Raw genomic sequence first — 23,310 nt, forward strand, 5'->3', positions numbered from 1 at the left:
CATAGATAGGCGGCTATCAGTGGCTCACTGATAGCTAAATTAGAGTGGGTGTCAAGTTTAGGGCTTTCTCATAGCGCTTTACGTGTGCCGCTGTTAAGTTATTTAAGTCAATCGCACCAATAAGATTTAATCGTGTTCGACTCCCAGTGGTTGCTAGCGGTTTATCCTGTCCTTTTCTTATCCAACCACAACTTACTTTTGTTGCTTGAGTTGGGTGCATCGCATCAATGAAATAGAGTGTTTCATCAGCTGTTTGCGCTTTTAACTCTTCATACTCTTTAATAAAAATAGCTTGTTTTTCTTCATCAAATTTATGGGGTACGCCCTTAGGATACTTGTAGCTAAAATTGTGCTGATGGAGCCATTTATTCAACCCTGAAATAGAAAAGCGGATCGCATGAGTTTTCAATATGTACTCGATGTTTCGTAAGAATAACGATAAGTATTTTGCGTAATATGTTCAATGACATCCGCAGTTTGCTCGTGACTTAAATAAGGGTGTGAGCCCCCATTTTCAGGTGCTAGCTTGTTTTTACTTATATAATCATTGATGTGTCTGGTAATCGTGGTTTCATGAAGTCGCAATGCTTGAGCAATCATCGCTGCTGACCAACCTTCAGAGCGCAGTAATACCGCTTTGATGCGATCTCGAATACGGCCATCACGACTTGTGTCATGAAAGGCTTCAAGGTCTGCTTTTTGTTCGGCGGTCAGTTCAATTTTGTTAATGCTGGTATCATGATCCTCATTACTGTAAAAATCAAGCACCTTCATTGATCACGGGTATAGCAGTATGATACCGGGAGGTCTACATGGATAACTTCACGGCCTCGCTATCTTTAATGCTGAAACAATTAAAGCTTAGCACTATGCTTCAACAGTGGAATACCCTGGACAAAAAAGCGATAGAAGAACAATGGAGCCCACAGCAATACTTGTCTGAGCTGTGTCATATTGAACTTGCGACACGCGATGACAAACGCCTTCAGCGGCTTTTAAACGATGCAAAATTGCTAGTGGGTAAACACCTTAGCAGCTTCGACTTTCCCCTTGTTGATGGGGTGAGTAAGCCCCTTGTTGCTGATTTAATAAATCAGCCGGATTGGTTGAAGCACGGTGGCAATATATTGTTATTTGGCGCCAGTGGTCTTGGTAAAACGCATATCGCCAGTAGCATCGGTTATGGCCTTATCGAGCAGGGCTATAAAATTAAGTTCGTTGCCGCGTCAGCGATTGTTCAACAACTCCAGCAGGCAAAGCGACATTTACGCTTGCAAGATGAAGTTATAAAACTCGATAAATATAGCTTATTAATCGTTGATGACGTTGGTTACGTTCGAAAAACGGAACAGGAAACGAGAGTGTTGTTTGAATTGATAGCCCATCGCTATGAGCGACACAGCATGATCATCACATCAAACAAATCATTTGAGCAATGGGATGAACTATTTGAAGGTTCAACAATGACTGTCGCGGCAATCGATCGCTTGGTTCATCATGCAACGATTATTCATTGCTAAGGTGAAAGTTACCGACGCAAAACAGCGCTCAATAAGAGCAAATAAAATTCGGTGTCAACCGGCCAAGATAATTGACGCTTGATAAGCTAACGCTTCAGTTTTCAAATTCACTGTAAATTACAAAATGATGACTGTGCTTCGCATCGTACAGACCTTTTCACATCTTTATTAGTTCTCAAAAAATTTAGATTTATTCAACAATAATAATAGGTTAAATAAACAGAACAAAAAAAAATGAAATTAATCTCTAATTTTATTTGTGAATTTTGTGTTAAGTTTTTATTTATTTTATGTTATTTACTTGTTTTAAATTAGTTACTGGGCTAGGGTTTTATTCTTAACAGCACTTATTCGCTCGACTGTTTTAATTATTGAGTTATTGCGTTCAAGTGGAAAGGTATCTTCAAATACTTATGGAGTTAATATGAAAGGATTAAAGTCTCTTTGCGTTTTAGCATTAGCGATAAGTACGCATTGCCATGCAACAGAACGTGTATCTTTATTCAACGACACGCAAAAAATTGCGCCTTCTTTACAAAAAAAACAATCCATATTTAGTAATGCTTCAGATCAAAACTATCTACTCGCGCTAAAAGTATTTGCAGCGCAATACTCAGGTCACACGCTTACATTTCACCAAAGCCAAATTAGTCAAACCAAGCAAAGCCATACAATTACCCAAAAGTACAAAAATATTCCTATTTGGAATCAAGACCTTGTTGTACTGACTGACGAGAGTGGTGTAGTTGAACAAGTTTATGGCGATCTCATTGTTAATGTTGCTAAAGATATATCAACTCTAACTCCCGCGTCAGAAGAACAGCTAAGCGTAGCTCTAGATTCAATAATTTCTCAGTTTAATAATGAACGCCCCAGAGTGTATAGACGTAAATCAGCAGAGGAAGTCATTTATATAGATACTCAAGGAAAAGCACGGCACGCTGCTAAAATTGCCTTTTTCACCGATTTCGAGTCAGGGCCCTTTAAACCACAAAGAATTATCTCTTTTATAGACTTAACGACAAACGAACTCATCAGCCAATCCGATGTATTACAGCGGATCGTTTATGAGGGAGGAAGCGGCCCATCAGGCAATGACAAGGTTTCACGTCCAGATTATAAGCAAGTAGATTATGTTTCTTATCCACCAAAGACTTTTGTTGTTGCAATGGAAACTGACAATCAGCAAACCACCTGTTTATTCGATGCAAAAAACGTTGAGACTAGAAACTATAATCACGGCACAGCGCAAGTTAATAATCCTTATAGCTACAACTGCTCAGATTCAACTCGTAACAATTATAAAGAATATCACGGTGCTCGCTCTGCCTTGAATGATGCCCATCATCATGGACAAACAGCGAATTTAATGTTTGAAGCTTACCTTGGGCATAAGCCTTACTTTAATAAAAAGATAACTCAAAATGTCCATTATGGTCTTAACATGGATCAGGCATTTTACGAAAACGGCGAGGTATATTTTGGTGATGGTGACTACCTCTTCTATCCTATGGTTTCCTTAGATGTAGTTGCGCATGAAATCGCTCATGGTTTTACTGAGGAATTTGGCTCAAATACGCCAAAGTCAATGCTGACAGGACAGGCTCGTGCTATTAATGAAGCTTTTTCTGATATGGCGGGTGAAGCAGCTAAATACTTTTACTTGGGAACCAATGATTGGAAAAGCAATCACGAAACATTTCGCCTCGATGATGCACTGCGTTATTTCAAAACACCTACACTCGATGGAAATTCAATTGATCATGTTGATGATTATGATGACTCAGTAACTTCTCATCATGGCGCTGGGGTATTTAACAAAGCTTTTTACTACCTCACTACAACTGATTTAGATAATGAATCCTCACCTTGGAATACAAAATATTCCTTTATCCTGTTTGCTAACGCAAATAAAAACTGCTGGACCAGTAATAGTAATTATCTTACTGGCGCAGATTGTGTAATGCGACAAACCCACACGGTACGTGATCAGTTGACTCAAGATGGGGTTAAAAAGCAAGATGGTAACCAATGGCAAACCATTGAATTACAAAACCATGTACGTAAGGCGTTTGCGCAAGTAGGTATTGGTCTGAAAGTTGACCGTGGACTCGAAAGCGAACTTGGTTATGACCGCCAATTTTTGGCCTTTGATTTTAAAAATTTGACCCGTAAAGATGGTCAGCAACTTACGGCTGCCAACAGCGAGGGCTGGCAATGGCAGTGGAATTTTGGTGATGGCAGTTTGCAAAGTAGCGTCTTTGAGCCTAAACATAACTTTGCTATTGCAGGCGAATACAACATTGAACTTACGGCTATCGACCCTTCTGGTCAATCAGATATTTTCATGCTGCCTATTGACGTTTTTGACGACTATTGTCTAGCGCAAGGCATTAATCATAGTAAGTATTACTTATCGTCAGTTTCGTTAAATAACTATAAAAATGACTCTACTTCAAGCAATTACAGTGACTACTCATATAATATCGTCGACGTGGAGGACGGTAAAGCACTCAATGTAACGCTAACCGCAGCACCACATCCAGATACTCAAGACAAAACAAAGAACTTTTATGTCTGGTTAGACAAAGACAATGATGGTTTATTCCACAAGACTGAAGAACTCGTGCTCTATGGAAGCACTAAGACACAATTGACTGGCGAGATATCATTGAGTGGCGAGTTAAACCAAACTTATCGCATTCGTACTATGGTGTCATTTGGTTTAGTGAAATCAGCGTGTGGGGATATGTCTTGGGGTGAAGTTGAAGATTACACCGTTAAACTAATCGAAAACAATGACCCTGCTGATTTGAGAATTACCGCTAACCAAGGCGTTAATCAAATGAGTTTTGATAACAGCACGGTAGATGCGCGTGTTACGCGTTGGCAGTGGAAATTTGGCGACGGCACCATTAGTAGCGAAAAATCTCCTATTTATAGATATGCGCAGTCTGGAAACTATGAGGTAGAACTAAAAGCGTATGATAGATTCAGCAAAGAGATAGGAAGTTGGAACAAACAAGTTCAGTTTGATACGACAATCACAGCAAAATTTACACCACAAAGATCTGGTAACACTATTTCTGTAAATACAGATCAAAGTATTATGCCCCAAAACAGTACGATACAGTGGCAATTTGGTGATGGCGATAGCTCTTCGGTTAGAGATACTCAGCACACCTACCAAGCCGATGGTGAGTACACTATTACACTCACAATTGAACATGTCGATGGTACGCAATCGGCCAGTGAAACGGTAAAAATTGGCGAGAGCAATTTTACTCCTGAAGTGAGCTATACGGTAAACGAACAAGCAGATGGTATGTTTAAGGTAAGCTTTAATAACACTACCACAAAATCTGAAAATGCTGCCCATAATCCCGATGTTACTCTAGTTTGGGATTTTGGAGATGGCACAACACTTACACAAAACAGTAATTTTGGCCAAGACACAGAGCATACATATCAAGCCGCTGGAACCTATACCGCTAGCTTAACTATTAGTTACGACAAACCTTTTTGGGATGATTGGGGAAGCCGAGTTACTGGCACCAAAAATATGCTGCTAGAGCTTAAATCAGCACAACCTATTGAGTATTGCACGGCAGTGGATCTCACCGACTATGAACGCATTAGTAAAGTGACTTTCAATCAAGATGGTCCGTTTAGCAATACGCAGCAATCTGGCGTCGTTAACCCGAATAATCCAATCAAACTATATGCCACACAGAGTAATACCTATCGTATTGAAGCCGGTTATGCAGGCAGTGAAACATTCGCTGAGAATTACCATGTCTGGATTGATTTAAATAGTGATGGTCAATTTGGTAATGGTGACTGGAGAAACGACAAATCAGAGCTTTTAATAATGGACTTCGACCAGACTAACCAAGACTACGGTAAAGGTTATGTTGAAGGGGAATTTAGCATTCCAAGCAATAAGTTGTCACAGCCTATCACGACGACTCGTATGAGAATTTTGCAGTATTACGGATTTAGTAGAGTAAATAGTATCAATCCTTGCTCTGACTATAGCAGTGCCGCAACCTCGGGGAGCGGAGAAATAGAAGACTACCTTGTCGAAATCTATAAAAATTAAGGAAAATAACATGAAAAAACTAAACAAAAAGGTGCTCATACCGCTTGCAATCGCTTTAGCAAGCAGTAACGTGGTAGCTGCTAGCAACTATGTTAATGAACAACAAGTTACCACCGCGTCAAAACAGAAGTCTGGGCCTGCAGCAACGAAGGGCACAGCGGTAACACAGCCGGATCAATTTGGGATCCGCAAGCTAGATATGTCAAATCCACAGCACTATCAATTGGCAAAGTCACGATTGATAAAAGCAAATCGTATTGAGAGTGATTATCCGCAACTACATAAAACGCTAGATGTAGCTAAAGGACAGCAGTTATCAGCAAAAATGAACATGACAACGTCTGAAGTGCCACCTGTTAGTGAAGCTGAAGTCGATATCATCAAAGAAGCGCATTTCTTCTTGGATATGAACTTAGCCATTTCATCAGATACAAACGAGCCATATATTATTGTACGTGCAAAAAGCTCACGTTTTGGCGGTACAAAAGCGACTTACATCGACTTATTATTAGAAGATGCAAACGGCAATCAGCTTGCTCCTTTGGGCTCTACATTTAATGTGTTGTATGGCAAAGACACGCTTGCAACTTCGACTATTTCATTGAAATCATTGAAGGCAAACTTCCCAAATTTAGATACCATTTATGCCAGTTCATATGTGGAACTTGAGCAAGAAGATGGCACCATCAGTACAACGATGAAGTATACTGAATACCCCTTCTCATGGGAGCATTTTGAAGCACTTTATGGCTCTGCTTCACCAGCTGCAAAAGGCGACGCTCCAGTATCTGCACTTAACGTTGGGATCAGTTCATCATTGGACACACGTCCAAAATACAATGCAACTGCACCTATCGATAAAAACAATGATGCTGTTATTAAAATCTGTCTAAACCGTAGTCATGCAGACTGTGACTACGCAGCAGATCAAATTGGAGATCCTAACGAAATTACGGATGTAAACATCCCATTCAACGGTGAATTACGCATTCCTCACGAGATCACTGATATTTATCCAACTATAGGTGATTTACCAAACGGTATAGATGAGCCAACAAATATCTATTTACAAGAAGGTATCTATGGTGGCGCGACAAAGCAAAGCTACAAAGGACTCGAAAATGCAGTTAAACAATTTTCTGACTATTTAGAATTTGAAGTTGATAGTGCAAACCAAGAGTCGATCATCCGCTGGAACATCCCGCGTTCAGAAGGTCGTTTTGGCAATGCCAAACTTTTCTCGAATATCGCCCAAGCAAACTGGTATATGACATTTGCTGTTAAAGGTTATCCGTACTTTAAAAAGGGGCGTGGTGGCGCGAATGCATTCCAAGTATCGTTAACGTCAGAGACATCAGCGCGTTTTGGTAACTTTTATAGTGAAGTGTTGCCTATGATGAAGCTTGGTTACAGTTGTTTAGCAACCGGCACAATGATCACTATGGCCGATGGCAAGCAACGCGCTATTGAAGATATTACGAAAGGCGATTTAGTATTAGGTGCACTAGCTTCGAATACTCAAGTTAAAGAACCTATGCAAGTTATTGATGTGTCAGTAGGAATTGAAGCGATTAAGATGTATCGCATAAAAGGCGCTGATGGCTCTGATATCTTAACAACTGAAACCCACCCAATTTCTACCTCTAATAAAGGTCTTATTTGGGCGAAAGAACTGCAAATAGGTGATCGTATTCTTACGGAAACAGGTTCTGTGCTTGTTACTAATGTAACAAAAGAGAAGTACAAAGACAAAATCTACAATTTGAAACTGGCGCCTACAGAAAATTCGAAATTCGCTGAGTCTCGTAATTTTGCAATGTTTGCAAACAGCATGGCGGTAGGGGATTTGGCTACTCAAGACGAATTGAACTACAAAGATCAGAATATTCGCATGTCGGAAGAAGAGATTCTTCAACGCCTTCCTGAAAAGTGGAAAACTGACTACATCAACAGTTTGGATTAATCAGGCCACTAGGCCTTTCTATTCGAAAGGCCATACTTCTCTGTAAGGAATTAAATATGAAATTTACATATTCTCCATTGGCACGTGCCATGGGGGCAGCGGTTTTTTTTGCCTGTAGTTTTTCAACCGCAGCTGAGCAAATAGGCAATTCTAACTTTGCTACTCAAGCAAGTAACTCTGACTTAGATTCAGTCACACTAGGTACCGCTTACCACAGTGAAAAAGAAGGTTTTTATGCACTGCAAAGTGTACTTGGTCAAGTAGATGAAACCTATGGTAATACTGAAATGGATTTTGTTGTCGGTGTTGACATGAGTTATAGCCAACTATCGAGTATGCTTGATGGTAACTTAGGAGCGGCCCTTGATGTTCCCGTAATAAAAGTGGGGGTTGGCGCAAGCTACGCAAAACAAAATACTGCAGATAACTACACCGGTACTTACACACTATTTCTTTCCTTAAAGCCAAAAAAACGGCTGTTAGTTGCAGATCCTGAAACAGGGTTTAAACCTACACAAGCCGCGCTTGATTTGGCCAATGCTAATCCAGGAGACAAATTCAATAATATTGGTAATGAGTTCGTGTCAGCGATTGAATATGGATCTCAAGTGATGATCAACCTCAAGTTCCAATATAAAAATGACGAAGACAAAGTAAAATGGGGGGGACAGCTTGGTGTCGATTGGGCTGGTAAAGTCAATGTCAGTGGGAAATTGCAAAAAGTAGACGAAGACGTGAAACGTAATATAAAAATTACGGTTTCAGCATTACAGTTTGGTGGCGACCCGATAGAGCTTTTGAAGGTGATCCCAAATCAACTCGTCAACTGTACGATGGAAAACCCAACACCATGCTTTGATGTTTTTAAAAACAGCATCGATTACATCAAAACCAACTACGTTGCTCAGTTTGATACCTTGGATAAATATAACGTTGGTAGAGTATTGACACAAAGTTACACCGATTCAGGGCCAAGCCTATCTCCTTTAGTACCTGATGATGTGTACCCAGCTAAAAGCATCTTGACTAAATTGGCGCTCAAAAACATGAGTGATGATTGGGTGCAGACAATTCTCGATAATCGTCGTGCGGATAACGTACTCAATTACTACGCCAGTGAGTTGAATAACTCACATCGAACTGCATTAGAAACCATTCGCGATAATTCACTCTTTAACTCTTTTATTTTGGCGGACGCCGTTGATTTTTGTAAGCGTAATCCAATAGGCAATTATTGCCGTGATAGAGAGCTACAGACTCGTGGCCGCGTTCATCAATATGACCGTAAATGGCTAGAATTATAAGGAATAAGACTATGTTAAAAGTCATGCTAACCAGCACATTAATTACCTCGCTTGCTGCCATAATAGTGCCATCAGTACAAGCGAATACGACTTTATTTGAATCTCGAGATGTACTCACACCACAGCAAGCGTTAGGTCGCTTTCAATGGTTGGAAAAGTGCTATTCAGGATTATTGGTTGAGGTCTCTGATAATATTTTCGACCCCACAACCCCCATTCCAAACGATGAGAAAATAGCGGATCTTAAAAAAGTGATGTTATACGAAAATAATACCCTTAGGGGAGATGCTAAATACCTCACCTTTGGTGACGAAGATAATGCGAATCCTAAAAACTGGTTTGCGGGTAAATTACCAACTACCTCTTGTTTTCAGATCCCGTCTGACTATCGGATCAGTGCTGTTATGGTCACTCCCACAATGCCAAACTATTGTACGACAAAGTCTCGTGAGCGAACCTACGAATTCATCCAATCGGTGAAGTTTTCCAATATTGAGAACACCAGCAGCAACACCTTTTACAGTAACTATGTTGGCGATACCGCGAAAATATATGCAGATAAAAGCTACCAGTTAACATTAACCCCGGGATTTAGTAGTGCAGAAGCATACCCTGAAACTTGGCATGTGTTTATTGATTGGAACCAAGACGGTGATTTCAACGATACAAAAGAAACCTTGTTTGCTGGTGTTTCTGAGCAAGCAACTCAGGTCGAAATTACCCCACCAACAGGTGCAAAAAAGGGCATGACGAAAATGCGCGTTACCATGGATTACTTGGGTGGCAGCAATGATGCATGTAAAGAAGTAGACTCCGGAGAGGTAGAAGATTACCTCCTTTACGTGAAGTAATAGGTGGCAACATGAACTTATACAAACAGACTATCGCGGCACTTATTGCCTGCACTACACCTTTCGCATTCGCAGATTCAAATTTTGTGAATGAAGCACAGCTAATGCAAAAAGCACTCAATGTGAATACCTTCCAAAGTGAAATACCTGGATTGGTGAACGATCACATTGTGTTGGGTACAGCTTATAACAGCGATCAAAAACGCTTTTTGAATGTTCAAACTGTCGCAGGTGAAACCATTGAAACCCTTGGTAATACTCGTGTGCAATTTGAATTAGTAAATAATGGCAGCTACGACGCAGTTCTTCGTCAGCTAAATGGTAATGTTGATGTAGATGTTGGCTTTCCTGTTATTCGTATTAAAGCGGGTGGTCATTTAGCCAAGGAAATGTCCTCTACTGAGTTTTCGAATACTTATACCTTCCAAGCATCGTTGACACCCAAAAAACGTGTTCTTATGCCAACAGATGCCAATATTGGTTATACATTGACACCTTCAGGTAATACGCTAGCAAATGAGTATCAAAGTAAACTAATGAGCATGGCTGGTGATGCCTTTATTAGTGAGATTGAATACGGTGCTCAGTTACTTATTAACATGAAAATTGAGTACTTAAGTGAGCAGCACAAAAGTGAAATTGGCGGTTATTTAGGCGTTAGCTATGGCGCAGGAAATATTGGTATTAGCGTCGATGGTAAGCTTAATTATATTGACGAAGATCTTAAGAAAAGTGTACGTATCACCGTCAGAGCATTGCAAAAAGGGGGGGATCCTAAGCAGCTGCTAAGTATAATTCCTAACAATATTATCACTTGTTCACTTGATAACTATGAGCCTTGCTTTACCTTATTTGAGCAAGCGGTGAACTATGCGAAGAACGATTTTGGCAATCAGTTTAATGCACTCTCTGATTATAATGTTGTGCGTTACAAAGCAACTCCTTACGAGATCAGTTCACAGGATTTACGTCGCTTAGACTCCGGTAATAAAGATATTCGCTTTGAAACTACCTACCGTACTTTATGGCTTGAAGATCAATTCAAAAAGTCGGTTAATCATGAGCACCGTGCTCGTGGTGTGCTTGCACAATACGCTAGCTGGATGACTGATGTACAGCGTCAAAAAGCAGAAAGCGTGCAGGAAGCCGCTTACAATAACGCTTGGATTTATGAGCAATATGCCCGAGTTTGTCGCGATAACCCTTATGGGGCAGCATGTTCAGATGCATGGAATGATTACCTCAACACCTGTGGTGGTAGCGGTGTCGGCTGCATACAAAGCTACACGCTTGCTGATCTGAATATACCAGCGGATAACATGAGCCAATATTTCAAATGCGAAAATGCTCGAGAGGCAACCGCGAACTTTGGTATTGAAGAAAACCATGTATCGCTTGGGTTTAGACAATTAGGTTGGGCACCATCATTTGTTGATGCTAATGACCCCGCTGCGGGTGTGATGGCATGGCTACCATGTAAATCAGCCCTTCCAACCTATGGAGCTGCTTTTGAAAATTAGTGAGTAATAAAAAATGCTAAGATTCAATTAGTAAAATTGGGACGTGGTAAGTAATAAACAATCTAATATTGAGTTATTGCTTCCTCGCCCTTTGCCTCTGCAAACCATTTACAGGAATTTATGTATGCACTTAATAACCATATTAATAGTGCTCTGTGGCCTGTTAAGCTTTTACGCAAATGGACATACCTATTACTCTTTAAATACCGAACAAGAACAGCTTGGACACGGGTTTGAGCAGAAATTAGGCATACCGCTTGAACCATGCCTCGATGGTCAGTGGCAATTTCAAGGCGGTAGTATGGGCGATTTGGCTTATCGTGGCGACTTTGACTCAGATACCATGATCAATACCATCACAGGCAGCGTAAAGGCTGGTATCAACTTGGTTATTTTTGGAGGTTCAGCCAAATTTTCCATGCGCAGGAAAGTAACAAAAAATAGAAATTCTGCCGCCTCGGCAGTAGAATTAACCTATGAAAAAGGAAGTTATAACTTTGAAAATAGAACGACTAAAATGGCTATTCAAGGGCTACTAAATACAGATCCAAATCAAGTAAGAAGCCGCTGTGGTGACAGCTTTATCCACAATATCAAACTCGGCTCGCGTATCTATGTAACAGCCAAACTCCATTTTAAAGATCGCGCTAAATACGAATGGTTTCAGACTAAAATCAAAGTGAAGTTTCTTTTTTTTAGTAAGACTTTTACTAAAACTAAAGTATTTCAAGAAGCTACCAAAGATGCTGTATATACTATTCAGGTGAACACCGATGGTGGTATGACGCCAGAACTAGCAGGGCTAAGTAAAAATGGCACTATGCATTGTAAAACCGATAATCTAACTCCTTGTATAACGTATGCCGATAATTTGTTTAGCTATTTATTTGATGGTGGTGACTATGTTGATGATCTTAAAGACGAACATTTAAATATTTTAAAGTATGAAGTCGAAAGTTACGAGGATTCTGGCCATTATGACTTAGCCTATGCTGGTCAAGCTGCAATATCTGAGCGCTATATTGCGCTGTCCGCAAGGCTCAGAAGCTATCAAGATTTAGTTTATGACGAGATAGAGAGGTTGAGTGCGTTTAAAGCGGTATCTGAAGAGCCGCTTGAAATCGAGCAACTAGCAGCGCGTATTACTGCACGCAATACTCAACGTATCGGACTTGAGCAAGCAGGCGAGTATTGTGCAATTTTGCCCGGAACTACTCTTTGCGAAAGCCGCATTGAGTCTGCGATAGCGAACGTTGACTAGTCGAACAAATATTTGGAAGAATATCTGCGATACTGCACGGTCTTAACCAGTTGTCTAGCCACATTAGTTAGATTGTTCTTTAACTGAGTTATTGTCAAATCTGGTGTATGGGCTCACCTTGATGCTCTGCTTGATCTTGTATTATTCTTTCTCCGTCTTTAAATTTTACGCCTGTTATCACATCCGCTAACAACTTAAAGCCCCTCAGACGATACCACTTTTTCTCCGCTGATTGAGCTAGCTTAAACACCATCATTAGCGTCGTTGTCCTACTGCCACAACTCTTCACTTTATGGGTTCTCAAACGCACCGTTGCAAACGTCGATTCTATCGGGTTACTCGTTCTAATGTGCATCCAATGCTCGGCTGGATAATTATAAAACGCCAGCATTTCATCTTTGTCTTTTATCAGGCAATCTGTTGCACTTTTGTACTTAACTGAATAGTTTTTTACAAATAGATCATACGCTTTATAAGCTGAGGAGCAACTCTCTGCCATCCAGATATCTTGTAAACTTGCTTTGATTTTAGGCTGCATTGATTTAGGCACTTTGTTCAGTACATTAGCTATTTTATGCACCCAACAACGCTGATGCTGAGTCGTTGGCCACACTTTCGTCAGCGCATTCCAAAAACCAAGCGCACCATCACCTATCGCAAGCTTTGGTGGGGTGCCTAACCCTTGAGATTGCAACTAGTTTAACACTTCAGTCCAGCTCTGCTCTGACTCTCGAACGCCATCAACTACCGCTAGTAGCTCCTTTCTACCCGTTTCATCCACGCCCATAATGACTAATAAACACAGTTTGTCATCCATTCGAACTTTACTGTAAATCCCGTCAGCCCAGATATACACATACTGACGTTTAGTTAAAGAACGGCCTGACCATTGCTGGTGTTCTGTCTCCCAAGCGGATTTCAATCGAGAGACGCTGTTTGCGGACAACCCTTTGGCCTGCTCACCTAGCAATGACGCTAAAGCAGGCTGCATATCACCCGTTGAAATCCCTTGTAAATAGAGCCATGGGATCAGTTCTTCTCTATTTTTTGTCCGTTTTAAATAAGGCGGGATCAAAGCCCTATTGAATTTAACGCCTTCTTTTTTCCGGTCTCTTACTTTAGGTATTTTGACTTCAATATCACCTAGGCCTGTTTGAATAGTACGTTCAGGCTGGTGACCATTTTTAACAATCCGCTGAAGCCCTTCGACGGTCTCATGCTGGTATTTAGTAAGCAACTCCGCCTCTATAGCTTGAGCTAACAGCTGCTGAGCCCCAGTTTTTAGTAATTGCTCTAACGGATTTACTGGTGTCTCGATGGAAATAACATTATCATTTTCAGTCATTGTGATGTCTCTCTGGTTAATTGTTGATCCGCCAAGATCAATTAACAGGTTACATCGCAATGACTTTTTCTCATACACCAGAAATGACTATAGCTCGCTGAGAGTTGACTAAGAAAGGTTTTCAGTTTGAACAACAACCGGCAGAGCAGCGGTACTTGTGGAAAGAAGCAATACTTAAAGATCCGTCTGGTAACAAAATCAAACTTTACTGGGCAGGTGAAAACCGCTTAAATCCTCCTTGGAAAGTTGAGAAACGCGTATAACAACTGAGTAAGGTTATGACCGTCCGCTTATGGCACAAAGCCGTCTATCTATAGGTTCATACACCCAACTCCCAAGCTATAAAACCCTTACTCAAAACTGATATTTTGCTTAAAAAAGTAATCTTTAATTTCATCAGTATGTGGCTTAAACGCTTTCCAGCGGCCAATTGCTTGATTGTTGAGTGGCTGGCGTACTTGCACTTTGCTGGCAGTAGATACCGGTGCGGTGTTTAAGTGAAAATCTATACATTGTTCTTGCCATTCTAAATTACAACAGTTGACTAACTCTTTAATTTTTTGCTCGGGCTGTGCGACTAATTCTTCGTATTTTAGTAATTTTATGTTGCTGTGCAGGGCGCTGAAGTGCTGCATTAGTTTGTAAAAACGGCTGTAAAATTTAGCTGTGTCGAGTAAGTCGAGTGAGTAGGCATAGTAGGGGTTATTAATGGTAAATAGCTGGCGGTAGTTACCAATACAGGTGTCCATTGGGTCGCGCAGCATACAAATAATTTTAGCGTTTGGCAGTGCTTTGGTTATTAAATCGATATAAAAAAAGTTAAACGGGAGCTTATCAACAAAGTGTTTATGGCTGCCTGTTATTACGCGTGTTGCGTTTAAATAGGTGCTGCCAAGCTGATTAAAATCAAGCTCATAGGCCTTACTGAGCGTTTGAGTGTCGAGCACATGGTGTGTTTTTGTTTGGCTGAGATTTTTAACACTTAGGCCAAAGTCTTGTAATTCGCCGGCCGATTGTACGTCGCTATGGCTCGATAAAATACGCTCAACCAATGTGGTGCCAGAGCGGGGCATGCCTAATACAAAAATAGGTTCGGCCGTTGGGTTGCCTTGTACTCGCGCTTGTTTGTGCTGCTCACTTAAGCGTTTAATATGTTCAAATAACTCAGTTGAGCTTTTATGATCAAACGGCTGCACAGCACGTTTTGCTACTTTACCTTGCTCTAACGCGTTAAAAGCCTCTGAAAATTCACCAAGATCTTGATACTCTTTTGCTAAGGCATGGCCAATATGCAGTTTTGCATCGGGGTGTGTTACTTGTTCAAACACGTTTTTTAAGCGTTCAATATGATTGTTTTGCACACTTACTTTAGTTAAATCACTTAATGTAAAATGACTTTGATGATGCAGCGGATCAAGCGCTATGGCATGTTCAAAAGCGTGTTGGGCTTTATCGAATAATCCTAAAAACTTAGCGCTTACACCGTAGTTATAATAAAACTGCGGTTGAGCTTTGTTAGCTGCATTAGCCAGTTTAATAGCGCATTCAAAGTAGTTAAGCGCCTGCTTGTGAATGCCTGCTTGAGTAAGGGCTACGCCGAGTGTATCAGCATCAAGTGATTTAGTTATTTGCTTTAATGAAACCGATAGCGCGGTGTTTTTTGCTTTTTGTAATTCGCCAATAAGTGCGTAACATTTAGCAAGTTGCGCGGTGTATTCAATACTTTGACCAAGGGTGAGGGCTTTTTCGATGAGCTTTATTGCTTTGTGTATTTGCCCAACAGTTAAATTAACCATTGCCAGCAAAAAATACCCATCAGCAAAATCAGGTTTGAGTGTAACTAACTCCACAAGGGCTTTGTGTGCTTGCTCTATTTTACCTTGGTTTAGGGAGTGTATTGCGCTTTGATGAAGTTGCTTTAAATTTGGCTGCATGGTTTTTGGTAATTATTATTTTGTAAAAGAAAATAAAAAGGCTCAAATAAATTTGAGCCTTAAAACAGTGTTTAAAAAGTGAGACTGTTTAAAAGTCGCTTAAATTATATTTCAAATTTGTAGTTAAATTTAACACCTACCGTAAGCGGGCGATTAATGTAATGGCCGTAGTTACGCTGTATATCGGCGCCGTTCGCTGATGTTATATCCGCATTTGAACGACGAACTGAGGTAACTGCATATTTGTTAAATAGGTTATCAACATATAGCGTAGTTGACCATGCATCGGCCGTTAATTTAGCAGATATATTACTTAAGCTATAACCCGGTAGTGTTTCGCCGTTATCACGAAGACCCACTCTTGAAAGTACGTCGCTTTGCGCGGTTAAACCGTAGTTAATATCAAGAGTTTTATCGTTAAACACCTCGGCTTGATAGTTTACACCCATCGAAAATTGGTTTTCAGGTGAACCCGGTAAACGATCGCCGTCTTCTGCGCCACCGGTGCCATCGGCGTTAAACAAAAAGGGTGCATCTGATGTTAGCTCTGCTTTTGTATAAGCATAGGTTGCATAAAGCGAAAATGCATCTGATAAAATTGCACGGGTTGAAATTTCAATCCCTTTTGCATTCGCGCTGCCTGCGTTTGAAAGATACGTTAATTGGCCTACATCGGTAGCGCCAGAGATTTGTGCATCATCCCAATCTACGTTAAATAACGCGGCGTTAAAGTGTAGTTGGCTTCTAAACCATGTGCTTTTAAAACCTAGCTCGTAATTTGTAGTGGTATCAGCATCGTAAAGCATTTCGTCAGGTTGGCCACAACCCGTTTGCTGATCGGCAGGCAGTGGATCAGGGCAAGCGACCAAGCCGTTTGAGCCACCAATTCTAAAGCCTTCACTTACCGTTACATAGCCCATTACTGAATCAGTAAACTGGTACTTAGCATTAAATTTAAATAAATTCCCGTTATCACTCGCGTCACTGTTTTCATAATTAATACTGATTCCATTAGGACCAGCGCTACCCGATAAGGTGTTAGCAAGTGGGAAGTCAAACGCAGCTTTTGCTTGTATATCGTATTCATAAAAGCGGGCACCAATAGTCACGTCTAATTTATCGGTGACTTGGTAACCCACCTCGCCAAAAAGTGCAGATTCAGTGATTTTACTGCTGGTTAATTCTAAGTATTCTAATGCATCAGGGCGTACTTGTTCGCCTTTGACAAATACATCGTAGTTTGGAGTAAACTCTCTGCTGGAGGCATCCGTTTCTGTTTTGTTGTAAAAGCCACCCACAATCCAGTTCAAGTCACTGTCGCTTTGCGACACCAAACGAATTTCTTGCGTAAAGGTGTCTTCTTCATCTATTTCTCGGGTAAAAGCAGAGAACGAAGGGAATTCTTCGTAGCCGTAATCAAGACGAATAAGTAGGTCTGTTTGGTCGCGTTGGCCATCGGCATCAAAGCGTGAAATACCGGTTGCCGATACCAGCTCTGCAAAACCTAAGTCGGCTTTTAGCTCAAGGCTTAGTAATTGATCTTTTTTCTCACGGGGCTCCGCATAGCGGTAAGCTGATTCGTATTTACCTATTACGTCGCTTAAACCGTTGTTTGCATTAAGGCTGTTGTAATGAACAATCGAGCGGCCTTCGCTATCTTGGTTTTGGTAAAAGTAGTTTAGCGTCCCTTCAAACGATTCATTTGGTTTGTAGCGAACAGAAATGCGGCCTGTGGTCGTGGTTTCACCGTTGGCGTCTTTTATGTTTTTAAGGTTGTTAGTAACCGCTGAGCTGTCGCTCCAATTAGGATCGGTTATTGATACACCTGGCTCGCGCACAACATAACCGTAATCGATAAAACCTGGGTCTTCGTAAACATTTAAACTGGCGCGCACTGCAAGTGTGTCTTCAATAAGTGGCAGGTTAAATATAAAGCCGCCTTCGCCACCTAAAGAGTCACTTTCTTTTGTTTGAAATAGGTCGCCGTAAACTTCAAGCGATGTAAAATCAAGCTCAGGCTGTTTAAGCATATAACGAATTGCACCGCCTAATGTGCCTGCACCATAAAGGGTGCCTTGTGGCCCAATTAATACTTCAACGCGCTCAATATCTACTAAGCGCATATCTACCGAAACTGGAATTTCGTTTAGATAGGTAGAAACTGTGCCGCCATCCGACGATGGACCAGAAGAGTTTGTATTTAAACCACGAACAATAATAGGTGAGCCAGAGCGACCACCTTGATCGGTAATTGTTAAACCAGGTACCCAGCGTGCTACATCCGCAAGCTCATTGATATTTTGATCTTTCATAATATCTGCATCAAGGGCGGTAATATTTAACGGTGCGTTTTGCACAGAGCCGCTGCGCCTCGTTGCTGTAACTTCGATTACTTCGAGTGATTTGTTTTTAGCGGCAACTTCTTCTTGAGCAAGAGCGGCATTTGGTAATAAAAATACGCTAGAAACAGCGCTCGAAATAGCCAAGGTTAACAAGCTTGGTTTAAACATAAAAAGTGATCCCCAGTTCAAATGTTTTACATTAGTAAATTAAGTTAAGCAGTTTATCAGGGAGTGAAGTAGCTGGGAATATTTAAATTGAATTTTAATTCACTTTTATAGAATAAATATTGATTGTTTTCAGGGTTTTTATTTGGTTAATAGGCAATACAAGCAATAGCTTAGTGGAATTAGGTACAGTTAGGTTAAAAATTACACCCTTGTTTAAAGGTAAATAGTCATTCATGTTTTAAAGCTGGTGTTATGACGTGCTCGTTAAACAGATTATTACATTAAAATTAATATTTCATAATGTCATTACTTATACTTTTATTAGCACTATTAAAGTGTGTTTTTATCCCCACTAAGAGTGGTAGTCGCCATTATAAGTGACAGCATAAGCTTTTGAGTGAGCGTGTTTGATTGCCGCTTCGTATTCTCTTTTTTATTTTGTCCGCACTTTTTTGTGCGTGTTTTAAGGATTAACAATGAGCCAACTATTTTCGCCTTTATCACTTGGGCAAGTAACGTTAAATAACCGTATTATTATTGCACCCATGTGCCAGTATTCAGCAAACAATGGCGCTGCTAGCGATTGGCACACTATTCATTTAGGCCAATTGAGTTTGAGTGGTGCAGGATTGCTAATTTTAGAAGCAACAGCAGTAAATCCAGAAGGGCGTATTAGTTACGGCGATTTAGGGCTTTGGAATAACGAAACACAACAAGCGTTAGATAAAAGTCTAAAAGCAGTAAGGCAATACAGCCCTATGCCTATTGGTATTCAGTTAGCGCATGCTGGACGTAAAGCCTCTACAGGTAAGCCGTGGGAAGATATTGGCGCTATTGCACCTGATGACGTAAATGGCTGGCAAACGCTCGCACCTTCAGCAATTGCGTACGATGATAAAAGCCCTGTGCCAAAAGCAATGAGCCAATCTGATATTGACTCATTAATTAAAGATTTTGTAAGTGCAGCTAAACGCGCTGATGAACTCGGCCTTGATTTAATAGAGCTACATGGTGCGCACGGTTACTTGCTGCATCAGTTTTTGTCGCCACTTTCAAATAAGCGTGGTGATAACTACGGTGGCAGCCTAGAAAACAGAATGCGATTATTACTTGAAGTATTTAAAGCTGTACGCGCTGTGTTCCCAAGTGATAAAGCCGTGGGTGTGCGTATTTCAGCAACCGATTGGGTTGCCGGCGGCTGGGATTTAGAACAATCTATAGTGCTTAGTAAAGCGCTTGATGAACTCGGCTGTGATTTTATTCATATAAGTACTGCGGGTCTAAGCCCTGAGCAACAAATACCGGTAAAACCTAACTTTCAGGTACCGTTTGCAACAGCCATAAAAAGAGCGGTTAAAATGCCTGTTATAGCGGTGGGTTTAATTACACAGGCGCAACAAGCAGAAGATATTATTTGTGAGCAGCAAGCCGATGGTGTAGCGCTTGCGCGTGGCATTTTATATAACCCACATTGGCCGTGGCATGCAGCTGCTGAGCTTGGCGCTACAGTAACTGCACCTAAACAGTATTTACGCTCAAGCCCACATGGGCAGCCATCTCCAATTAAATAAAACACGCCCTAAGCAAAACCCAACCCGCGCTTGCTGGTTGGGTTTTATTATTTTTATAAAGTAGAGACACACATGACTCAAACAGGCGTTTCACCACAACCACTTAGCAATACACTCGTTACTATTATTGCTTTGTGTTGCGGTCTTATTGTTGCCAATATTTACTACGCTCAACCTATTATTGAGTTACTCGCCCCAGAGGTGGGACTAAGTGCGCACAGTGCTAGCCTTATCGTATCGCTTACACAAATAGGCTACGCTTTGGGGTTGTTTTTTGTAGTGCCGTTAGCTGACTTAATTGAAAATAAACGCTTAATGTTGATCACTCTAGCCGTGTCGTTTTTGAGTTTAGTGGGGACTGCACTTGCTGATTCACCTAATGTAATGCTTATTTTATGTTTAATGATAGGTATAAGCTCGGTTTCTGTTCAGGTGCTTATTCCACTTGCTGCGCATTTATCGTCTGACGAGAAGCGCGGGCAAGTTCTTGGCAATATTATGGCTGGCCTGTTGTTAGGTATTTTGCTGGCAAGACCTATATCGAGCTTAATAGCCGATCACTTTGGTTGGCGCGCTGTATTTTACTTTGCAGCAGGGTGTATGGTGTTTATTGCAGGCGTAATTTATTTTGCTATTCCAAGCAGGCAACCTACCCATAAAACAACATATTTTAAGTTATTAAAATCGCTTAAACAGTTAATGATAAGCCAACCACTGCTGCGCCAACGATCTCTTTTTCAAGCATTAATGTTTGCATCGTTCAGCTTATTTTGGACAAGCGTACCGGTTGTGCTTTCCCGTGAGTATGGTTTATCCCAATCAGAAATAGCACTGTTTGCACTAGTGGGTGCGGCAGGTGCTGTAGCTGCCCCCATTGTTGGGCGTTTGGCAGATAAGGGCTATACACATCAGGTATCGTTACTTGCAAAAGTTATAGCGGCTGGTTGCTTTTTACCAAGTTTATTTGAGTTACCTTACGGGATAGTAATTTTGGCGATAACGGGTGTGTTTATTGATTTTGCTGTGCAGGCAAATATGGTACTCGGGCAACGTGCGGTTTACGCACTTGAGCCCCAAAGCCGTGCGCGTTTCAACGCTATTTACATGACGAGTATATTTGTAGGTGGCGCAGTAGGCTCGCTTATTGCCAGCCCATTATATGAAGTGGGTGGTTGGACAGGTATTGCACTGGTTGCCACGGGCATGCCGCTGATTTCGTTGATTGGTTATTTGGTTACAACTAAAAAGCAAAGTAAGGCTATGAGTTAAATAACTATCGCACAGAGCACAATAAAGTCACCATGTTGCGTGGTGACTTTATTTAGGTTATTTAGATTATTTAGTGCTTAATTAAGTAGCCTGTTTTTTTGCGTTTGAAAACGAGCTACCAACAGATGCAGTAATAACAAGCAAAATAGCGAGCCACTGCCATAAAGTCAGTAACTCACCTAAAAGTATAAATCCAGCAATTGAGGCTATTGCAGGCTCTAAGCTCATCATGACGCTAAACCCTTGCGATGGCATATTACGCAGAGCAACCATTTCTAGTGTATAAGGTAATGCACTTGATAAAATAGCAATACCAATCCCTAATGGGATAATTTCCCATGTAAACGAGGCGCTTTGCATAATGCCGCCGTAAGGCACTAGCACTATAGCGGCAACAGTCATGCCCAATGCGACAGTGGCTCCACCAGAACTTTGTACTCCCGTTTTTTTGCCAAATAATATATAGCCTGCCCAACATGCACCCGCCCCAAGAGCAAGTGCTACACCCAATGGATCAAGACTATCTTGGCCACTCATATCTGGAAGCAAAAGCAAAATGCCAGCAATAGCGCAGGCAACCCAAAATAAATCACGTTTTCGGCGCGAGGAAAATAAAGCAACAGCAAGGGGGCCTGTAAATTCAAGTGCGACACCAATGCCTAGTGGAATACGTTCAATGGCGTAATAAAATAAAATATTCATACCACCAAGGCTTAATCCATACACTATGATAGGGATGCGATTACCTTGACTAGGTAGATGTTTCCAAGGTTTAAACACTAAGCAAAGTATGAGGGCTGAAAAACCCAGCCTTAAAGCTGTTGTGCCTTCAGGACCTACAACAGGAAATAATTGTTTAGCGATTGAAGCACCAGATTGAATAGTCACCATAGCAAGTAGTACACACATAACTGCTAATAAAAATTCTTTTGAAGGTGATTGCATTTTTATCCTTTAATGGACGAGTCTGTCAAAAATGAGCGAGTGTGCGTAAAGTTGACGCAGCCTGAGTTAATAGCGGCATAGTATCTTTTTTTTAAATTAGAGGTAAGTGCATACGACTAAAAATAGAAGCGATAGCTCAGTCATCTAAAGGATTGGTGGGCGTTTTTTGTACAAGGCCGCTGAGTGGGTAACAGCCCTACTTGTTAATCATTAGGATAAGTAACACCTAATTGAGTACGCGCAGTATCAAGTACATGCATGACACTTTTTGAAAGCTGATACGTATTAACATCTGACTCACACTTACCTTGATTAACCATTCGCATAAAATGGTTCACTTCAAATTTCATAAAGTGTTCGTCAAACGCGATAGACACTAATTCGCGATCCCCATTATTAGCAATAAATTCTACTTTTTTAAGTTGTGATATGGCCTCGATACGAATACGGCCAAGTTCGCCTTGTATTTCGGTAATATTATCGCCTTGCGATATTTTAGAATAACTAATAACAGCTTGTTTATCAGCGTAGTTTAGTAATATATCGCCAGCGCCATCTACGCCGGTATCAAGTAATACGCCACTGGCACTTATGCTTTGCGGCGCTCCCCAAAGAGCAATCAATAAATACAGTGGGTAAATCCCTAAATCTACCAGTGCACCGTTAGCAAATTCAGGTAAAAATGTATTTGGACGCTCGCCATTTTTATATTTATCGTAGCGAGACGAATACTGACTATATTGACCTATGTATTTACGTGGCGTGCCAATTTTTATCATTGCCTGTTGTAGTCGTGCAAAGTTAGGCAAGTGAGTGGTCATCATCGCTTCCATGTAAAGGCGCTGATGTTTTTTTGCGGTAGCAATAATAGTTGCAAGCTCTTTAGAGTTTGCTGCGGAGGGCTTTTCGCCAAGTACATGTTTACCTGCTGCTAGGCACATAACGGCGTATTGTTTGTGTAAGCTATTTGGCGCGGCTATGTAGACGGCATCAACATTTTTATCTTGGCATACTTGTTCTATTGAGGTGAAAATTTTTGCTTGTGTATTGTGTGGGTGTTTGGCTAAAAATGCTCTGCCGCTCGACTGTACGCGCGAACACACTCCGTATAAATTAAAATCGTTTAACGTATTTGCGGCGGCTAACAATGTGTCACTAATAAAATTAGTGCCAACAATAACAAAGTTCATGCTCACTCCTTAGCTTAAATAAACT

15 protein-coding genes and 2 pseudogenes are annotated in these 23,310 nt (G+C 41.0%); 10 read left to right on the plus strand and 7 right to left on the minus strand.

What is annotated here, in order from left to right:
- Positions 1-34 precede the first annotated feature (34 nt).
- Both PALI_RS18245 and PALI_RS18250 read right to left on the minus strand, forming a co-directional pair.
- Positions 35-409, minus strand: a complete 375-nt coding sequence (locus PALI_RS18245; RefSeq protein WP_193156523.1) for a winged helix-turn-helix domain-containing protein — start codon at positions 407-409, stop codon at positions 35-37.
- Complete coding sequence (locus PALI_RS18250; protein WP_193156524.1) at positions 406-774, minus strand: helix-turn-helix domain-containing protein; 369 nt, start codon at positions 772-774, stop codon at positions 406-408. The genes PALI_RS18245 and PALI_RS18250 overlap by 4 nt, the downstream gene beginning before the upstream one ends.
- 38 nt (positions 775-812) lie before the next feature.
- On the opposite strand from PALI_RS18250, the gene istB reads away from it, so the two are divergent.
- The 7 genes from istB (at position 813) to PALI_RS18285 (ending at position 12,521) form a co-directional block, all read left to right on the plus strand.
- On the plus strand, positions 813-1,520 hold the full coding sequence (gene istB / locus PALI_RS18255) for an IS21-like element helper ATPase IstB (RefSeq protein ID WP_193156525.1): 708 nt from the start codon (positions 813-815) through the stop codon (positions 1,518-1,520).
- A gap of 424 nt (positions 1,521-1,944) precedes the next feature.
- Positions 1,945-5,622: a PKD domain-containing protein gene (locus PALI_RS18260; RefSeq protein ID WP_193156526.1), complete on the plus strand. Its 3,678-nt coding sequence runs from the start codon at positions 1,945-1,947 to the stop codon at positions 5,620-5,622.
- 10 nt (positions 5,623-5,632) lie between these two features.
- Entirely contained in the window at positions 5,633-7,585 is a 1,953-nt protein-coding gene (locus PALI_RS18265) for a Hint domain-containing protein (RefSeq protein ID WP_193156527.1), read from the plus strand.
- Positions 7,586-7,641: 56 nt separating this feature from the next.
- A complete protein-coding gene (locus PALI_RS18270) occupies positions 7,642-8,889 on the plus strand; it encodes an internalin (RefSeq protein WP_193156528.1) in 1,248 nt (415 codons plus the stop codon).
- Between the two features lie 11 nt (positions 8,890-8,900).
- The gene (locus tag PALI_RS18275; protein WP_193156529.1) at positions 8,901-9,740 is read left to right on the plus strand and encodes a GEVED domain-containing protein; all 840 of its coding nucleotides are present in this window, start codon (positions 8,901-8,903) and stop codon (positions 9,738-9,740) included.
- An 11-nt stretch (positions 9,741-9,751) separates the two neighbouring features.
- Positions 9,752-11,260, plus strand: a complete 1,509-nt coding sequence (locus tag PALI_RS18280) for a hypothetical protein (protein ID WP_007377871.1) — start codon at positions 9,752-9,754, stop codon at positions 11,258-11,260.
- A gap of 124 nt (positions 11,261-11,384) precedes the next feature.
- A complete protein-coding gene (locus PALI_RS18285) occupies positions 11,385-12,521 on the plus strand; it encodes a hypothetical protein (protein ID WP_033030909.1) in 1,137 nt (378 codons plus the stop codon).
- Positions 12,522-12,615: 94 nt separating this feature from the next.
- Here the strand turns inward: PALI_RS18285 and PALI_RS18290 are convergent.
- Positions 12,616-13,866 (minus strand): annotated as a pseudogene (locus PALI_RS18290) (IS256 family transposase).
- Positions 13,867-13,967: 101 nt separating this feature from the next.
- Here PALI_RS18290 and PALI_RS18295 point away from each other — a divergent pair.
- Positions 13,968-14,129, plus strand: a pseudogene (locus PALI_RS18295) (VOC family protein); the annotation flags it as partial.
- A gap of 87 nt (positions 14,130-14,216) precedes the next feature.
- Here the strand turns inward: PALI_RS18295 and PALI_RS18300 are convergent.
- Positions 14,217-15,800 (minus strand): tetratricopeptide repeat-containing sulfotransferase family protein, encoded by a 1,584-nt coding sequence (locus PALI_RS18300; RefSeq protein ID WP_193156531.1) that lies wholly within the window; start codon positions 15,798-15,800, stop codon positions 14,217-14,219.
- Positions 15,801-15,904: 104 nt separating this feature from the next.
- Positions 15,905-18,310 carry a TonB-dependent receptor gene (locus tag PALI_RS18305; protein ID WP_193156532.1) on the minus strand — a complete coding sequence of 802 codons (2,406 nt, stop codon included), beginning with the start codon at positions 18,308-18,310 and terminating at the stop codon, positions 15,905-15,907.
- Between the two features lie 476 nt (positions 18,311-18,786).
- Here PALI_RS18305 and PALI_RS18310 point away from each other — a divergent pair, with 476 nt between their 5' ends.
- Both PALI_RS18310 and PALI_RS18315 read left to right on the plus strand, forming a co-directional pair.
- A complete protein-coding gene (locus PALI_RS18310; protein ID WP_193156533.1) occupies positions 18,787-19,881 on the plus strand; it encodes an NADH:flavin oxidoreductase/NADH oxidase in 1,095 nt (364 codons plus the stop codon).
- A gap of 72 nt (positions 19,882-19,953) precedes the next feature.
- Complete coding sequence (locus PALI_RS18315; RefSeq protein ID WP_193156534.1) at positions 19,954-21,150, plus strand: MFS transporter; 1,197 nt, start codon at positions 19,954-19,956, stop codon at positions 21,148-21,150.
- 81 nt (positions 21,151-21,231) lie between these two features.
- Here the strand turns inward: PALI_RS18315 and PALI_RS18320 are convergent, their stop codons facing one another.
- Both PALI_RS18320 and PALI_RS18325 read right to left on the minus strand, forming a co-directional pair.
- Complete coding sequence (locus tag PALI_RS18320) at positions 21,232-22,095, minus strand: EamA family transporter (RefSeq protein ID WP_193156535.1); 864 nt, start codon at positions 22,093-22,095, stop codon at positions 21,232-21,234.
- Between the two features lie 203 nt (positions 22,096-22,298).
- A complete protein-coding gene (locus PALI_RS18325) occupies positions 22,299-23,285 on the minus strand; it encodes a Gfo/Idh/MocA family protein (protein ID WP_193156536.1) in 987 nt (328 codons plus the stop codon).
- Positions 23,286-23,310 lie beyond the last annotated feature (25 nt).

The sequence above is a fragment of the Pseudoalteromonas aliena SW19 genome (genome assembly GCF_014905615.1).
Taxonomy (GTDB): Bacteria; Pseudomonadota; Gammaproteobacteria; order Enterobacterales; family Alteromonadaceae; genus Pseudoalteromonas; species Pseudoalteromonas aliena.

Coding starts and splice junctions, on each gene's coding strand:
- PALI_RS18275 (WP_193156529.1), top strand. CDS start 8,901: ATGTTAAAAGTCATGCTAACCAGCACATTAATTACCTCGCTTGCTGCC.
- istB (WP_193156525.1), top strand. CDS start 813: ATGGATAACTTCACGGCCTCGCTATCTTTAATGCTGAAACAATTAAAG.
- PALI_RS18265 (WP_193156527.1), top strand. CDS start 5,633: ATGAAAAAACTAAACAAAAAGGTGCTCATACCGCTTGCAATCGCTTTA.
- PALI_RS18300 (WP_193156531.1), bottom strand. CDS start 15,800: ATGCAGCCAAATTTAAAGCAACTTCATCAAAGCGCAATACACTCCCTA.
- PALI_RS18270 (WP_193156528.1), top strand. CDS start 7,642: ATGAAATTTACATATTCTCCATTGGCACGTGCCATGGGGGCAGCGGTT.
- PALI_RS18325 (WP_193156536.1), bottom strand. CDS start 23,285: ATGAACTTTGTTATTGTTGGCACTAATTTTATTAGTGACACATTGTTA.
- PALI_RS18260 (WP_193156526.1), top strand. CDS start 1,945: ATGAAAGGATTAAAGTCTCTTTGCGTTTTAGCATTAGCGATAAGTACG.
- PALI_RS18315 (WP_193156534.1), top strand. CDS start 19,954: ATGACTCAAACAGGCGTTTCACCACAACCACTTAGCAATACACTCGTT.
- PALI_RS18320 (WP_193156535.1), bottom strand. CDS start 22,095: ATGCAATCACCTTCAAAAGAATTTTTATTAGCAGTTATGTGTGTACTA.
- PALI_RS18280 (WP_007377871.1), top strand. CDS start 9,752: ATGAACTTATACAAACAGACTATCGCGGCACTTATTGCCTGCACTACA.
- PALI_RS18305 (WP_193156532.1), bottom strand. CDS start 18,310: ATGTTTAAACCAAGCTTGTTAACCTTGGCTATTTCGAGCGCTGTTTCT.
- PALI_RS18285 (WP_033030909.1), top strand. CDS start 11,385: ATGCACTTAATAACCATATTAATAGTGCTCTGTGGCCTGTTAAGCTTT.
- PALI_RS18250 (WP_193156524.1), bottom strand. CDS start 774: ATGAAGGTGCTTGATTTTTACAGTAATGAGGATCATGATACCAGCATT.
- PALI_RS18310 (WP_193156533.1), top strand. CDS start 18,787: ATGAGCCAACTATTTTCGCCTTTATCACTTGGGCAAGTAACGTTAAAT.